20 protein-coding genes and 1 pseudogene are annotated in these 14,712 nt (G+C 24.2%); 11 read left to right on the top strand and 10 right to left on the bottom strand.

Annotated features, from left to right (window positions below; translation table 4 throughout):
• Window positions 1–38 precede the first annotated feature (38 nt).
• The 4 genes from ACOBME_RS06385 to ACOBME_RS06370 all read left to right on the top strand — a co-directional run bounded on the left by ACOBME_RS06385 (window position 39) and on the right by ACOBME_RS06370 (window position 2,356).
• A complete protein-coding gene (locus tag ACOBME_RS06385) occupies window positions 39–1,019 on the top strand; it encodes a hypothetical protein (protein WP_419334711.1) in 981 nt (326 codons plus the stop codon).
• A complete protein-coding gene (locus ACOBME_RS06380; RefSeq protein ID WP_419334709.1) occupies window positions 1,010–1,240 on the top strand; it encodes a hypothetical protein in 231 nt (76 codons plus the stop codon). Before ACOBME_RS06385 ends, ACOBME_RS06380 begins: the two co-directional genes overlap by 10 nt.
• A 244-nt stretch (window positions 1,241–1,484) precedes the next feature.
• Window positions 1,485–2,150 (top strand): hypothetical protein, encoded by a 666-nt coding sequence (locus ACOBME_RS06375; protein WP_338964964.1) that lies wholly within the window; start codon window positions 1,485–1,487, stop codon window positions 2,148–2,150.
• On the top strand, window positions 2,150–2,356 hold the full coding sequence (locus tag ACOBME_RS06370) for a hypothetical protein (RefSeq protein ID WP_338964961.1): 207 nt from the start codon (window positions 2,150–2,152) through the stop codon (window positions 2,354–2,356). The genes ACOBME_RS06375 and ACOBME_RS06370 overlap by 1 nt, the downstream gene beginning before the upstream one ends.
• Before the next feature lie 116 nt (window positions 2,357–2,472).
• Here ACOBME_RS06370 and ACOBME_RS06365 read toward each other — a convergent pair whose 3' ends face one another.
• The 8 genes and pseudogenes from ACOBME_RS06365 to ACOBME_RS06330 form a co-directional block, all read right to left on the bottom strand.
• Window positions 2,473–3,444 carry an IS30 family transposase gene (locus ACOBME_RS06365; RefSeq protein ID WP_338964580.1) on the bottom strand — a complete coding sequence of 324 codons (972 nt, stop codon included), beginning with the start codon at window positions 3,442–3,444 and terminating at the stop codon, window positions 2,473–2,475.
• A 146-nt stretch (window positions 3,445–3,590) separates the two neighbouring features.
• The gene (locus tag ACOBME_RS06360; RefSeq protein WP_338963247.1) at window positions 3,591–4,553 is read right to left on the bottom strand and encodes an IS1/IS1595 family N-terminal zinc-binding domain-containing protein; all 963 of its coding nucleotides are present in this window, start codon (window positions 4,551–4,553) and stop codon (window positions 3,591–3,593) included.
• 260 nt (window positions 4,554–4,813) lie between these two features.
• A pseudogene (locus tag ACOBME_RS06355) lies at window positions 4,814–7,018 on the bottom strand (spiroplasma phage ORF1-like family protein).
• 16 nt (window positions 7,019–7,034) lie between these two features.
• Window positions 7,035–7,571, bottom strand: coding sequence for a family 1 glycosylhydrolase (locus ACOBME_RS06350; protein WP_338964958.1), 537 nt, complete (start codon window positions 7,569–7,571; stop codon window positions 7,035–7,037).
• An 81-nt stretch (window positions 7,572–7,652) separates the two neighbouring features.
• Window positions 7,653–8,195, bottom strand: coding sequence for a DUF402 domain-containing protein (locus ACOBME_RS06345; RefSeq protein ID WP_338964955.1), 543 nt, complete (start codon window positions 8,193–8,195; stop codon window positions 7,653–7,655).
• Between the two features lie 326 nt (window positions 8,196–8,521).
• Window positions 8,522–8,842 carry a hypothetical protein gene (locus ACOBME_RS06340; RefSeq protein WP_419334705.1) on the bottom strand — a complete coding sequence of 107 codons (321 nt, stop codon included), beginning with the start codon at window positions 8,840–8,842 and terminating at the stop codon, window positions 8,522–8,524.
• A gap of 104 nt (window positions 8,843–8,946) precedes the next feature.
• Window positions 8,947–10,560, bottom strand: a complete 1,614-nt coding sequence (groL, locus tag ACOBME_RS06335) for a chaperonin GroEL (protein WP_338963590.1) — start codon at window positions 10,558–10,560, stop codon at window positions 8,947–8,949.
• Between the two features lie 25 nt (window positions 10,561–10,585).
• On the bottom strand, window positions 10,586–10,858 hold the full coding sequence (locus ACOBME_RS06330; RefSeq protein ID WP_338963589.1) for a hypothetical protein: 273 nt from the start codon (window positions 10,856–10,858) through the stop codon (window positions 10,586–10,588).
• A gap of 423 nt (window positions 10,859–11,281) precedes the next feature.
• Between ACOBME_RS06330 and ACOBME_RS06325 the strand changes: the two genes are divergently transcribed.
• From ACOBME_RS06325 to ACOBME_RS06295, 7 genes are read left to right on the top strand one after another with little or no spacing between them, the layout of a single operon-like run.
• Window positions 11,282–11,431, top strand: a complete 150-nt coding sequence (locus ACOBME_RS06325; protein WP_338964949.1) for a hypothetical protein — start codon at window positions 11,282–11,284, stop codon at window positions 11,429–11,431.
• Complete coding sequence (locus ACOBME_RS06320; RefSeq protein ID WP_338964946.1) at window positions 11,431–11,613, top strand: hypothetical protein; 183 nt, start codon at window positions 11,431–11,433, stop codon at window positions 11,611–11,613. Before ACOBME_RS06325 ends, ACOBME_RS06320 begins: the two co-directional genes overlap by 1 nt.
• Window positions 11,594–12,007, top strand: a complete 414-nt coding sequence (locus tag ACOBME_RS06315; RefSeq protein WP_338964943.1) for a hypothetical protein — start codon at window positions 11,594–11,596, stop codon at window positions 12,005–12,007. The genes ACOBME_RS06320 and ACOBME_RS06315 overlap by 20 nt, the downstream gene beginning before the upstream one ends.
• Window positions 11,991–12,668, top strand: coding sequence for an ERF family protein (locus ACOBME_RS06310; protein WP_338964941.1), 678 nt, complete (start codon window positions 11,991–11,993; stop codon window positions 12,666–12,668). The genes ACOBME_RS06315 and ACOBME_RS06310 overlap by 17 nt, the downstream gene beginning before the upstream one ends.
• Window positions 12,668–13,123, top strand: coding sequence for a hypothetical protein (locus ACOBME_RS06305; RefSeq protein WP_338964939.1), 456 nt, complete (start codon window positions 12,668–12,670; stop codon window positions 13,121–13,123). The genes ACOBME_RS06310 and ACOBME_RS06305 overlap by 1 nt, the downstream gene beginning before the upstream one ends.
• Complete coding sequence (locus ACOBME_RS06300; RefSeq protein ID WP_419333849.1) at window positions 13,113–13,316, top strand: hypothetical protein; 204 nt, start codon at window positions 13,113–13,115, stop codon at window positions 13,314–13,316. The genes ACOBME_RS06305 and ACOBME_RS06300 overlap by 11 nt, the downstream gene beginning before the upstream one ends.
• A complete protein-coding gene (locus tag ACOBME_RS06295; protein WP_338963231.1) occupies window positions 13,309–13,518 on the top strand; it encodes a hypothetical protein in 210 nt (69 codons plus the stop codon). Before ACOBME_RS06300 ends, ACOBME_RS06295 begins: the two co-directional genes overlap by 8 nt.
• 19 nt (window positions 13,519–13,537) lie before the next feature.
• Here the strand turns inward: ACOBME_RS06295 and ACOBME_RS06290 are convergent, their stop codons facing one another.
• Both ACOBME_RS06290 and ACOBME_RS06285 read right to left on the bottom strand, forming a co-directional pair.
• The gene (locus ACOBME_RS06290) at window positions 13,538–13,876 is read right to left on the bottom strand and encodes a hypothetical protein (protein WP_338964936.1); all 339 of its coding nucleotides are present in this window, start codon (window positions 13,874–13,876) and stop codon (window positions 13,538–13,540) included.
• A 73-nt stretch (window positions 13,877–13,949) separates the two neighbouring features.
• Window positions 13,950–14,576: a hypothetical protein gene (locus ACOBME_RS06285; RefSeq protein WP_338964164.1), complete on the bottom strand. Its 627-nt coding sequence runs from the start codon at window positions 14,574–14,576 to the stop codon at window positions 13,950–13,952.
• Window positions 14,577–14,712 lie beyond the last annotated feature (136 nt).

The raw sequence follows: 14,712 nt of genomic DNA, 5'->3' as shown, positions 1-14,712 counted from the left end.
TTTTTATTTTTTCAAAATAGAAAGGAAAATAAAAATGAATGAAAAAATTACTTAGTTTTTTATCAATATTTTTGTTGTCGTTTGTAAACACGGTGAATTTAATTAGTTGTGAAAATATTACAAATAAAAAACCACACTTACAACATAATTCAGATAATGATTTAAAAGTTAATTCAGAAACAAATATTGATTTAGAAAAAATATACTTTCCCCACCCTGTTTTAATTCAACAGCGAGAATATAAAGGAACTTTCTTTAATCAATATAAAACAGATATAATCAAAAAATTAACTAATGCCTTTTTAAGCAAAGCAAATAATAATTTAGCAATTAAATTTAAAACAAAATTTATCACTTATGAACAATTACAAGGTTATTTAAAAATATACCAGCAAAATTATTGACAAAATTTATTGAATAATATTTGTCAAAAAAACCAAGATAATTTAAAGCAACTTATTTTATTGTTTTATAATTTTGTTGCTAATATTTGAAATAAAACAAATATCAGTGAAATTTTAAAGAAAATAGAAATTAAAAATGTGATTGATGGTGATAATAATGTCCTAGGACAAACAAATAATTACCAAACTATTTTAATAAAAAAGGTTTTATCTTGTGCGTTTGAAAAAACAATAAATAACGAATGACACAAAGGTCAATTTACAACCAATAACTTTCTGCATATTTTTATCCATGAATTAGGACATATCTTTTATTTTTATGATTGAGAAACATTTAAAATCAATCATATTTTTTATTTAAAGCAATTTTTAGGACAAAAAATTAACAACTTAAATAAATTTTCAGAACTAGACAAAGAAAAAGTGTTAAAGATATTTGCCAACAGTAATTATGGATTGAGTGATGATCACGAGTTATTGGCAGAGGGATTTGCATATTGGTTATTAACAAAACAAAATATGCAAACAAAAATATGAGCATTTTGAAACGAATACTTTACAAGTTATTTACCACAAATAAGAGATAAAAAAGAAAGGAAGTGTAAATGATGTTAAACACAATAATCGGAATGATGGGAACCATTGCTGTAATCGGTTTATTTGGTTGTTTATGAAAATTTCTTGGTATTAAATTACAAAAAATTAAAAAACAAATTGAAATAAGCAAATATAAAAAAACTTGTCGAATAATATTATATGTTAGTATAAGTTGTTTGTTGTTGCTTTTGTTAGTAATTGGATTATGATTCGGATTAATATATCCAACTTTGAAATAAAATGAAAATAATATTCAAGTTTTTAATATGTGTTTTTCGAATTGGCAATTATTTAACTGGAATGTACTTTTTCGCAACAAATTCAATATATTTAATTAAAAATTACAATATGAGTGAATGATTAATTTGATTTGTTATTATGCCAATTCATTTTATATTTTTTTATTTTATAGATTGAATATTATATAAGATTAAAATTTTTATCTAATTACATTTTTAAAAAATAGAAAGGGGGTTATATGCTGTGAAAAAGATTATATTATCATGTTTATTAACATCGTTGATTGGTGTAAGTGAACCACTTATTTTTAAATCATCCATCAATGATAATTTTTCAATTGCAAAGCAAGAACAAGTTATTAGTAAAAATGCAAAGAAAAGTTTTAATCCAACAGCACCAAGTTTTACAAAAAATATTAATTGAAATGATGATATTGATGTAGAAACGGGTGAAACTTGGGGTGGTGATTATACAAAAAAAGTAGAATCATCATATTATTATGTTAATGTACTTGATTATGCTAGTAGTTGAAATGATTTTAAAAATAAATACAAGCAGATTAAAATAGATTTTGAGGGTTATGTTGATCATAACAAAGCAGCAAAAGTGGATTATAATGCTTATCACTATATCGATCTAAATCAAATAAGTGGCATAGCAAAAGCATCACAAATTTTTCATCATTATCAAGGTTATACCCAAAATGAAGAATGAGGATGAGCAAATGTAAGATATCAATTAGAAAATAATCAAATCAAAATTGATTTTCTAGTTTATACACGGGCAAAAAACGGATGAAATTCAAGTAATACCTGAGCGAAAACATGATTAAAAGTTAATAAACTAATTTTTAATACAAGTTTTAGTTTTAATGATATGAAAAGTAATTTAGAAAGGATTTTTAATTAATGAAACAAAATAAAACAACTTGATTAAAGGGTGCCTTACCTTGAAATTTATTTAAAAAAGACCTTATTCCGACTTATAATTGAACTCATAAAGATATTAGAGAATGAGAAAGAAAATATAAAATTCGTAGTTGAGTAGTTAGTTTTTATACATGGAATTATGTAAAATGAAATGCAACAAATCTTATTAGTCAAATAATACAATAAAAATCATAAAAAATCAATTATAAATTTTTAAAAATCAAAATATTTATAGTTTTTATTTTATTTTAAGGAAAATTAAGCACACTAAAAAATAATTTATTAAATTACTTCAAATAAACCTATTTAAAATTATCTGAAAATACCTCTTTTGCTGTTTTTCAATTAAGAACAGGCCTTAATTTATCATTTATAACATTAACTACTCAATTTATTTTTTGTTGACTAACATTATTAAAATCAGTTCCCTTAGGAAATCATTGTCTAAGTTCAGAATTCATATATTCAATTAATGGTTTTTGTTGTGGTTTACCAGGGTCACAAAAATAAATTTGTGTTTCAGCAAATATTTCTAATTCTCTTCATTTACTAAATTCTTTTCCTCTATCAGTTATTATTCCTTTAATTTTCCCAAATAAATTATTACTTATAACAATATCTTTAAACTTTTCCACAACTTCATTAGCAGTATGGTTTTTTAATTTCATAACAAAATAACTTTTACTATTTTGTTCAACTAAAACCAAATTACTAGATTGATGCTCTTTTCCAACTATGGTATCCATTTCAAATCAACCAACATCAGTCTCTTTATTCTCAATATCTCATATTGATTTAAAATTAATTAATTTACCACGATTATCAAATTTTCCTTTTGTTTTATATTTTTTACCACGATGACGTAAATTATGTTTTAAAAAACCATAAAAACCCAAACGAATTCATTTATACAATGTTTTAACACAAACAGGAAATTTAATACCAAACTTTAGAAAATAACGATGAATAGGTTGTGATGGAGAATCACGATAAACATTAAATCTTATATTAATAAAATTTAATTGTTCTTCTGTAAACTTATATCTTTTATTATTCTTTTTTCTTTTCTCATAATACATTTTATCTGACTTATAAGCACTATATTCATCAATAGTTTTAAAACGCTTAATTTCTCGCAAAATAGTACTACGATTTCTGTTCAAACATTTAGCAATTTGTGAAATATTTATTTCACCATTCTTTTTTAAAAATAATTTTGATAATAATAATTTTTCCAATTTAACCTTATCAATAAAACTTAAATGACTATACATAACATTTATATACCTTTCATTAATTTATAAATTTAATATTAAAATCTTTAATTTTGTCGAAAACTCTTGATGAAATAAAAAAAAATCATCAATATGACAATTTGAAAACTAATTTTGTGTAAGATTATGATTTTGCTTTAAATTTTTTAAACGTTAAAATATAATACCGTTGATTGTTGGTTTGGTGTTAAACCTTTGTGTTGGTATTTTCATTTTCAGAGCTTTAAATAATTTTGAATATTAGTGAAACCCAAACCATGATAATGAATTAAGGCTTCTTTAAGACTGGATTGTAATTTACTAATCTTATTTAACTTTTGATAACTAGTATCAGGGTTTGTACTAGTTTTGGTGGAATATAGAGTAGAATTTGTTTGTTTTGCTACTAATAAATATAGTGGTTGCATATCAGAAATAATTATTGATTTTTCTTTAATTAGTTGCTTATTCATATTTTCAATAATCCATTGTTTTTGTAATCTTTTGGTATTGGTGGATTGAACAAAAATATTATTATTGCTATCAACTGCCATTTGAATACAGCATTTGGTATCAGTTGAAAATGGATCGAGATGAGTTTTTCGTTTATCAAATTTATCTTTAAAATTGCCTTTATGAATTTCTTTAATAAATGTTTCATCCATTTGGATTTGACCATTTAATTTTTTAAATTTTAACTGTGTATTTTCTAATTGTTTTGATTGCATTAATTTTTGTCGATTATATCAAGCGGTTTTTGGGGTTGTTTTAATAAAACGAGAAATTATTTTACTAGATTGTCCTAACAATGAAATTTGAATTAATAAATTTCACTGTTCATAATTTAAATGACTTCAATAAGTAAAATGATGACGAAATGCATCAAAACTAGCACGACATTTTTTACATAAATATTTTTGTTTTCCTTCGGAATTATGACCATTTTTAACACAATGAAAAGATTTGCAATTAGGACATATAATGCCTTTATCTCTAAATTTTTGATCAATTTCATTTAAACGTTTTTGTTTTTTAATTAAGTCTGCTTGTTGTTTTATTTTTTCATAAAATTCTAAAAATTGATCATCTGTTAAGCTATTTATTAATTCTGTAATTATTTTTTTCATCATTTATTTACCTCTATATATTAAAAATATACCTAATTTTAGGTATATTTTATAAATATCAAGAGTTTTCGACAAAATTAAAGTAATTTTATTAATAATCAAAACACTTGATGACAACACTTAAAAAATGATTCAGATTTTATTTGAAACTATAATTTAGTATATCGTTGAAATAAAAACAATGAACCACAAATACCAGAAATTAATAAAGACACAGGACTAATAATTGATTGAAAAGAATAAAAGGACTAACAAGTCCTTTTTTAAATTAATCGAACAAACTTCATAAAGATAATTAATAGGAATATATTTGTTATTGTATTATATAATGCTGGACTAAATTTTCATACCTCAAATGTTTGACTAAAAAAACTATATATTGTTTGAAATATTTTACCAACACCGCTTGCTAATTCTTTTACTTGTTTAACACCAGGAATATTATTTACAATTCAAATTGCAGCATTTTTTATATGACACGCTAAATTATATCAACTACAACTTTCATATTGGGCTTGTCATCATTGTCCATCAGGAAACAACCCGCCATTATTTATTTCTTGTCAGTTATAAATTCCAAAATTAAAATCACAATAACGGTACATATCATTTTCTTTTTGGGCTTGTAATTCAAAAACATTATAACCGATTTTTTGTTCTTCAATTTTTTTGTATTTTAAACCGTATTTATCTTTTAAAGCACCTTCAAAAACATAACCCTCATTTTGATTAATATTATAATTATTTGCAACTGAAAAATCATAATTAAATACATTACCATAATTAGTATTATAAAAACGATTTTTAAATGCTGAATACAATTTAATGTCTAATTGATTGTATTTATCAGAAAAATAAAAATAACGGGGATAAATTTTAAAACCATTATTTGCTAATAAACCATATTTTTTATTATATCCTTGTACATAAGTATCATTTTCTAAATCAAAAATTGTTCGTAAATAATCTTTATAAAAATTTTGGGAAACCGTAAACATACTATTTAATAGTTTTTCAAATTGATTTTTATTAGTATTAGTTTCATCAATTAAAACATCTCTAAAATTAATCAATTTTAAACCAAAAAAATTAATTAAAACAGTATCATACTGTAAATTATCAATATAACCACTTTCAATAAAATTACTGCGATTTTGAAATACAGGTACCAAAGCATGGGTAAAAAAGGCTTTTAAAAATTTATTAATCTCAATTTGACCTTTCATCTGTTCAAAAACCATTTTACCAATATTAGGAGAATTACCTTGATAATAATTATAAGTTTCAGCACTAAAATTAAAAGTATCTTCTTTTTCTTTTATGAAAGAAAATAAAAAACCTAAATCATCAGTATACCGATAATTATTATAATCACTACCATCCCAATATTGTTTAAAATGTGTTAATTCTAAACTACCAGCAATAATATTTTTATTTTAATCAATTGTTAAAATCATCCGATAAATTGATTTTCTAGTTAAAATAACATCAGGTTTTCAATCTAATTTTTCCATATTATTAATAATTTCAAAATCAAAAATTATTCTTTCACTACCCAAATTTGGGTCATCATAGTTTGGATTACCACCTTGCTGAATTCGGATATTTTCTTGTACAATAACATCAATATATTTAAGCAAAAAAGAACGAACATTTTGATAATATTCAGTATATCATTTTAATTTGCCATCATTATCAACAACGGGTAATTCTGGTTCACCGTTTCCATCTCAACGATATACTAAATTATAGTTTCAAATAAAATCTGAATCATTTTTTAAGTGTTGTCATAACAAATTTTGATTTTTAATAAAATTATTATCAAAATAAAATTTTGTAAGCAAATATTGACCATTTCTTTTTTCTCCATAAAAATATCATTTATTAGTAGCAGTTAAAAATTCTTTATTAGGTGCCTGTGTTCTAGGAATTTGTATTCAAAACTCATTAATCATTTTAACTAATTGTAAATTATCAATACCTCTTTCTAATTTATTAATAACTTCCACAGTATTAAAATACTTAGCAAAATAATAAGAAAAATCAGTTAATTCTTTTAAAAATTGTTTTTTATCAACATCATAGAATTTATCAATATTATATTGTTTAGCATAAGTATCTCAATTTTTATATAAATCCATAAACTCATCACTAGGCTTATCAAATGAAATTCCCGTTGAATAACTATCCTTTAAAAAGTCTAAATATCATTTATCATTATAAGTTAATGTTTGTGATGTTTTTAGAGTTGGATTAATAAAGTAATTTGTTTCAGACCAGTTTTCAAAAAAACTACTGCGTAAAAACATTGTATTAATAAAATCAGTTTCATTCATTCCCATTGTTTGTTAATTAACAGTATAATTCTGCTGATTTAAGGGTTTAAATGCTGTTAAAGTAATAAATGGAATAATTAAACCTAAAATACCTAAAATAGATATGGCAAATAAAGATAATGATTTTTTCATATTTATAATTCAACCCCTAACTATACAATGTTTTTGAAACAATAAACCCAACAATATATAAACTTGATATTGTTAACATTAATGGATGACTAAACAAAATTGCCATTTTACCAAACAAAGAAAGTAAAAAAGTATCTGAGTTATATAAATCCATAATGATATTTTTTGCTGATGTTAATTGATTTATAATCACCGTAATAAAACTAGTACCAAAAATAGCAAAAGCATCAACGACTTCGCGCGATAATCAGCCCCCTTTTTCTTGCGCTCAATGTGGCATATCAAAATGAAATAAGTTAATAATTGGTTTAATATTATTTTTTAACATTTCATTAATAACATTATTATAGAATGTAACTCCTTTTGGATTAATTGTTTTACCATCTGGAATTAATCTAGTCCATTGAATTGATGTTCGTAATGAATTAAAATTTAATTCCTTTGCAATTTTAATATCCTCTGGATAACGATGATAAAAATCATTTAAACAAGGTTGTTGATTAAAAAAACGATATTTTTCAATCTTAAATCAATAATCTCAATTTGAAGACAATTTACCATCTTCAAAAAAAGCACCTTGCTTTTTATTGGGTATTAAATTATTTGTAATAATTAAAAAAATCCCATCAAGGATTTATTTTTTGATTTTTGGTTTTAATTTTAAATACCGTTCTCACATTGCTAATGCTGCCTCATATTCAAAAATAAATTTTTTATTCTTGATTAAATGTTTTAAATTATCAATTTCTGTTCAAATCACATTAATAATATCACGCGTATATTTTCATGCAATCCGATTTCGATTAAATTCTTTTAAATCTAAAATTTTATAACTTCCATCAGCAAAAACTTTAATATCTAAATCATAATCAATATATTTAATTGTCTTTTGGTCCATAATAAATGGCGATGCGATATTACAATAATAATTAATTCCGGTTTCTTTAAACATACAAATGATGTTGCTCCAATTCTTACGATTAAAAATTCAAATTGCTGGTTCATTTGTTTTTCATTTTCTGCCGTTTAATTCTGTTACGGTCACATCTTCATTTACTAAAACAATATACTCTTCTTCTAACAATAAAACAACAGCTGATTCTCAACTACGATAAACCGAGCCATTGTGTTTGTAAGCATGTACTAAAACACTATCTCCAACTTGTAACGTGTCCATTATGCTGCCTCCCTATTAATCCATTAATAAAAATTACAACAAAAAAAATTAAAAATAAAACAATTAAAAATGTCTGTAAAATTATAAGTTGCCATAATATAAAATTTTGTTTTTTTTTGATATTAATTAATTTAAAATAAAAATTATTTAATTAATATTTTAAACACATCAACATTGTAATTATAACAGTTATATTTATTAAGTAAATAAAAAAGCACCAACTAGCAAGAAAAACTTTATCCAATAATTTAATAATTTTACAAAGGCATCGTATAAGTGAAGTGCAACAAATCAACTCCTTTCTGAGTTGATTTGTTGCACTTCACTTATACGATGCCATCTTGAATTAATTTTGATAAATTAATTTTTTGATTATTGTAAGTATAAATACTTGGAATTGATTTTAAATATGCTGCTGGATCATATAAACTTCGCACAAGTTCACTTGGGTTAAAATTTAAATTTTCATAACGTGCTAATAAGGAAATTTTTGTTAGCAACCCTGTTGTATTAATCATACTACGAAGTTTTTCAGGAATATCATTGTTGTCATTATTACTGTCATTTTTATGGCGACAAGCTAATAACGGCATGCTATTTCCAACTACAACAGTTGTAATGGCAAAAAAACTTAATATTTTTTTCATAAGATAAAACCTTCCCTTTGTACATTATAAAAATAAATACTTTTTTATTTTAATGAAAAAAAACAAGTAAAACTTGTCTTTTATTGAAATAAAATTCTTGTTAATTAAATTCCTAAATCGGGATAACTTGGTATTTTTGGTTGTTTTTCTTCTGGGTCATTTACCACAACTGCTTCTGTTGTTAACAATAATGCACTAACACTACCAGCGTGTTGTAAGGCATATCTTGTTACTTTAACGGGATCAACAATTCCAGCTGTAATCATGTCTTCTCAGACATTTGTTGCAGCATTATAACCAACATTATTAGGTTGGTCTTTTAATTTATTAATAATGATTGAACCATCAACCCCTGCATTATCAGCAATTTGACGAACTGGTTCTTCAATTGCTCGTAAGACAATATTTAATCCTAATTTTTCCTCTTCATTTAATTTCAAATTAGTTAATTTATGTCCAACTTGAACTAAAGCAGTTCCCCCACCAGCAACAATTCCTTCTTCAACTGCGGCTTTTGTTGAATTTAATGCATCTTCAATTCGAAGTTTTTTCTCTTTCATTTCCGTTTCGGTTGGTGCCCCAACTTTAATAATTCCAACCCCGCCTGCTAATTTTGCTAAACGTTTTTGTAACTTTTCTTGTTCAAATGATGAAGTTGCACTTTTAATTTGACCACGAATAAACTCTTTTCGTGCTTCTAAATCAGCTTTTTTGCAACCGCCTTCAATAATTGTTGTTGTATCTTTTGAAACAATTACTTTTTTTGCTGTTCCCAAATCATCTAAAGTTAATGTTTTAAAATCCATTCCCAATTCACCATTAACAAATTTTGCCTTAGTTAAAATAGCAATGTCTTCTAATAAGTTTTTACGATTATCACCAAATTCTGGTGCTTTAACAACAGCAATATTAAATGCTCCACGCATTTTATTTAGTAATAATGTTGGTAGAACATCACCATCAACATCATCGGCAATAATTAATAATGGTCGTCCTTCTTCAACAATTTTTTCTAAAATTGGTAAAATTTCTTTCATGTTACTAATTTTTTTATCAGTAATTAAAATATAAGGATTTTCAAATTCTGTTAACATTTTTTCACTATCAGTTACCATATATTGTGATAAATAACCTTTATCAAACTGTAATCCTTCGGTGATACTTAATTCAGTATCAATTGTTTTTGACTCCTCAATTGTAATAACACCATCATTACCAACTTTTTCCATAATTTCAGCAATTAAATTACCAATTTCTGGATCTTTTGAACTAACACTAGCAACTTGAGCAATTTCTGCTTTAGTCTTAATTTGTTTTGCTGATTGTTGTAATAATTCCACAATTGCTTTAACTGTTTTTTCAATTCCATTTCGAATTGCTACCGCATTAGCTCCAGCAGTAATATTTTTTAATCCTTCTTTAACAATTGCTTGTGTTAAAACAATTGCTGTTGTTGTCCCATCACCAGCTACATCATTTGTTTTATTTGCTACTTCAGCAACTAATTTTGCTCCCATATTTTCAAAATGATTACTTAATTCAATCTCTTTTGAAATAGTAACACCATCATTTGTAATTAATGGTGAACCATATTCTTTTTCTAATAAAACATATTTTCCTTTTGGTCCTAATGTTACTTTAACAGCATCAGTTAATTTATTAATTCCGTTAATTAACATCATTCTTGCATCTTCTGAAAATTTAATTGATTTTGCCATAATTTGATTCCCCCTTTAAAGTCTATTATTTAATAATAGCTAAAACATCTTCGACAGAAATTAAAACTAATTTTCTATTATCATATTCAACTTCGGTTCCAGCATATTCACGATAAAGAACTTTATTATTAATTTTTCCTTCAAATGCTTGTTCTTTTTCAACTTCGGTACTAATTGCAATTATTTTTCCGATATGACTTTTGCTTTTCTCATCTTCTTGTAAATAAATTCCATTAATAAAAGTTTCCTCTTTTTCTTCTTTTGCTAAGACAATATTTTTGCCTAATGGTTTTATCATCAAAAATCCCTCCTTATTTATAATTTTAGCAAACGGCATATGTAACTGCCAATAATATATTTAACAAATTTTATTAATAAATGCAAGTGTTTTTGTCTTAGAAACAGAAAAAAACAAACTGTAGTTTGTTTTTTTATTTTAAATAATTGGCATCGTGTAAGTTAAGTGCAACAAATCAACTCAGAAAGGAGTTGATTTTTTAATGGAAAGAAAACATTATTTTATTTTACGGTCCTTAGTAACTAAGTATGGAAAAGATAATTTTATTAATACGGTAAATAATATTGTAATTAATAATGAAAAAGAAGATGAATAAATTATCCGCGTAATTTATTAGCGGTAATTTATTCAATATAGTTTATTTTGAGCGTAGCGAACACGCGAAGCGTGCCGCGAAAATTAGATTTTTAGGAGGAATAAGTTATGTCAGTTTTATTAACGACAATTTTTAGTGTTGTTATTATATTAGGTATTTTTGCATGAATTGGTTTATCAATTTATCAAAAAATTCGCCAAATTCTAGGAAAGAAAAAAGATAAAAAAGAAATTGAAAATAAGGAGGATAAGAAATAATGTTAGGTATGTATTTAACAACATCAATTAATTTTTTAGCAGTTGGTGATAAACCTACTATTTCAGATGGAATGGGTTCTATTTGAAGTGGTTTAGGGCAAGCAATGATGGAAGTTAAAGAAGCAATTTATGCTGTATTACCACAATTAATGACCTTTTTAGGTGATGCGTGAATTATTTAAAAATTTTACAAAATTATATCAAGAAACTTTTAAAGATATTAAATTTAAACATTATGAAACTGAAAAAACATATTATCATCCTTTATTATGTGGAACAACTGATTTTATTGGCATAACAATATATAATGAGTATATAATATGTGATTGAAAAATTACTAGTTCTAATGAAAAAACAGATATTGAACGCTATATTTGACAATTAAAACTTTATTATTTATTAGAAAAAGATTTTTGTATAGATAGTAAAAAAATATTAATAATAATTATTAATCCAAAATTAAAAATAGTAATTAAAGAAAAAGTTAATATTACTAAACAAGATTTAGAACAAATTAAAGAAGCCATTTTAATATGACAAGAAAGAGAGGAATGAGAAAATGCCACAAGAAATTAAAAAAACATTAATAGAAAGTATTGGTGAAATTCAATCTAATATAAATATTTTTGTTGGTAAAAATGCAGGGAATGATTTTAATAAATATAATTATTTTACTGAAAGTGATTTGTATCAAACTTTAAAACCACAATTAAAAGAGCATCATATAACTTATACAATTCAAGCAGTTGGTGAACCAACATTTATTAATAATGATAAAATGGTAAATTATTATTCAAAAGGATTATTAACACTTTATAAAAATGATGAAAAATTAGAATTAGGAATTATTTTATCAGCACAAAATTCAGATATTGCAAAAGCAGTTGGTAGTGCTTTAACTTATGGTGCTCGTTATTGATTGTGTAAGACATTTGGTATAGCAACTGATGAATTAGACCCTGCTGATAGTACTGAAATAAGTAAAGAAAATAGTAATCAAGTTATTAAAGAAACTAATAAGCAACAAATTAATAATTTAAATCTAAATTGAATGAGGGAAGAGCATTTTAATAATATTAAAGATTTTATTACAAATACAAAAATAGAACAAGATATTATTTCAAAAGGTAAAAATTGAATAAAGGAAGAATTAAATGTTGAAAAATTATCACCAGTTATAATTAGAAAACAAAGCGAAGATTTTTATTATCAATTTAAAGAAAGATTTTTAAGATAATGATAAAAATAGGTGTTGACCCATCAGGAACAGGTACTACTGCTATTGTTATTTATGAAGATAATAAATTAATTGAAAAATTAGAATTTACAAATAAAAATTGAAAAGAACAATATGAATTTATTAATGATAAATTGTTTGATTATGAAGAAAAAATTAATATTGAAGATTGTTTATATACATCTGCTAATGCAAGTAAAGATAGAGATGATTTATTAAGATTATTAGGAGCATTATCTGTTTATAAATATTTTATTAATTGAGTATCACCAAAAAATACTAAATCAGTTGTTAAAAATATGGAAAATTTAAGTAAATATAATGATAGTTGTATATGAAAATTTGATAAAGATACTAATTTAACTTATCAATATGGTAAAGGTTGATTTTATAATAATGAAAAAATAAGTAATCATTTACGAGATGCAATTATTATTGCTAATTATGAAAGTTAATATTATGAAACATTCATATAATCAAAAAACAGGAAAGTATTATTCTTGTCAAATTCGTAATGTTAATATTTACTTAAATAAAAATGAAGAAAAAGTTTGAAATGAATTTAATAACTTTACTTATTCGCAACGAATTGAATATCTTATTAACTTTTATATAACACATTATAAAGGAAATAAAGAATATGAATAATTATATTTTATGTTATCGATCTGAACAAGGTAATCGCCCTTGTAAAAACCCTCGTGGTGAATATATAATTGGGATTGATAAACAAGATGTAGATATTAATTCAACTGAATACTGAGAATATTATAAAAATAATTATGGAAAAAATAATTTAGTTATTTGTAAAGTTAAAAATTTAGACTTAATATTAGAAAATAAAAAATAACCAATTAAGGTTATTTTTTTTAAATACTATTTGTTAGTTTTTTAATAGCATCTTTTTGTGCTTGTTTTTTGTCATTTACTTTAACTTGTTTTTTAACATTTTTAATTTGACCTGTTTTTAATGCTAATTCTGTTGCATAATCAGGTCCTCGTAAATGTTTTTCGTGAGCAATAACAGCAGTTCTTAATTCTCTAATTTCTGCTTTATATTTTTTAATTTTTTTAGCAGATAATCCAAGAATACCAATACTACCCATTCCACCAGCACCCGCTAACACAAGTAAAGCAATTACTATTTCATTACTAATTTCCATTTCTTTATTTCCTTTCTTATCCTTACTCAAACAGTGGCCATCCATTCTTTCAGAACAAAATAATTTATAAATTAAACTATATAACCACCCAAAAATATCAACCGCCCCTATATATAGTTTATTTTAAATTTAATTCTTTGTTATTTTCTTCTTGTTTTTTAGTATATTCATCTTGCATATTTTTAAATATTTCTTCTGTTATACCGTCCAAATTATTTCATTGTTTTGCTATTCTTGGTTGAATAACACGAGAATTAATTCGACAATCTAAGCAATGTCTTAAATGGTCTTTTTTTCATTTTGATTTATCAATTCAAATAATAATTAAAGAAATTATTAAAGTAATTAAAGGTAAAATTGTAAATACTAATCCCATTTTAGATATTTTTAATCGTGGAATATCAATTTTCATATCTACTTTGGGTTTACTACTAGCAACAAATATACCCTGAATTCCGTGTGTAAATAAAGGTGTTAATAAAATAGCAATTCCATTACCTCAATATTGACCATAATTATATCAATTAATATTATCTTTTATTGCATTGATCATGCCATATTCTAATCAACAATTTAATGCTAAAAATATCAATGTATAAAAACTAACTACTCAACTACGAATTTTATATTTTCTTTCTCATTCTCTAATATCTTTATGAGTTCAATTATAAGTCGGAATAGGGTCTTTTTTAAATCAATTTCAAGGTAAGGCACCTTTTAATCAAGTTGTTTTATCTTGTTTCATTATTAACTCACCAATTTTCTTTTAATTTTTAAATTACCTATTTTTATATTTTCAAAAGAACTAATAAGACCATTTGTGTCAATATACCAACCTGAAAAACCTTTACTAGATGATACAACAATTCCACAACCAATAT

This window comes from Spiroplasma endosymbiont of Sarcophaga variegata, assembly GCF_965178695.1.
Taxonomy (GTDB): Bacteria; Bacillota_I; Bacilli_A; order Mycoplasmatales; family Mycoplasmataceae; genus Spiroplasma; species Spiroplasma poulsonii.
The sequence above is the reverse complement of the archived record's forward strand: the minus strand, read 5'-3'. Positions and strand labels throughout refer to the sequence as shown.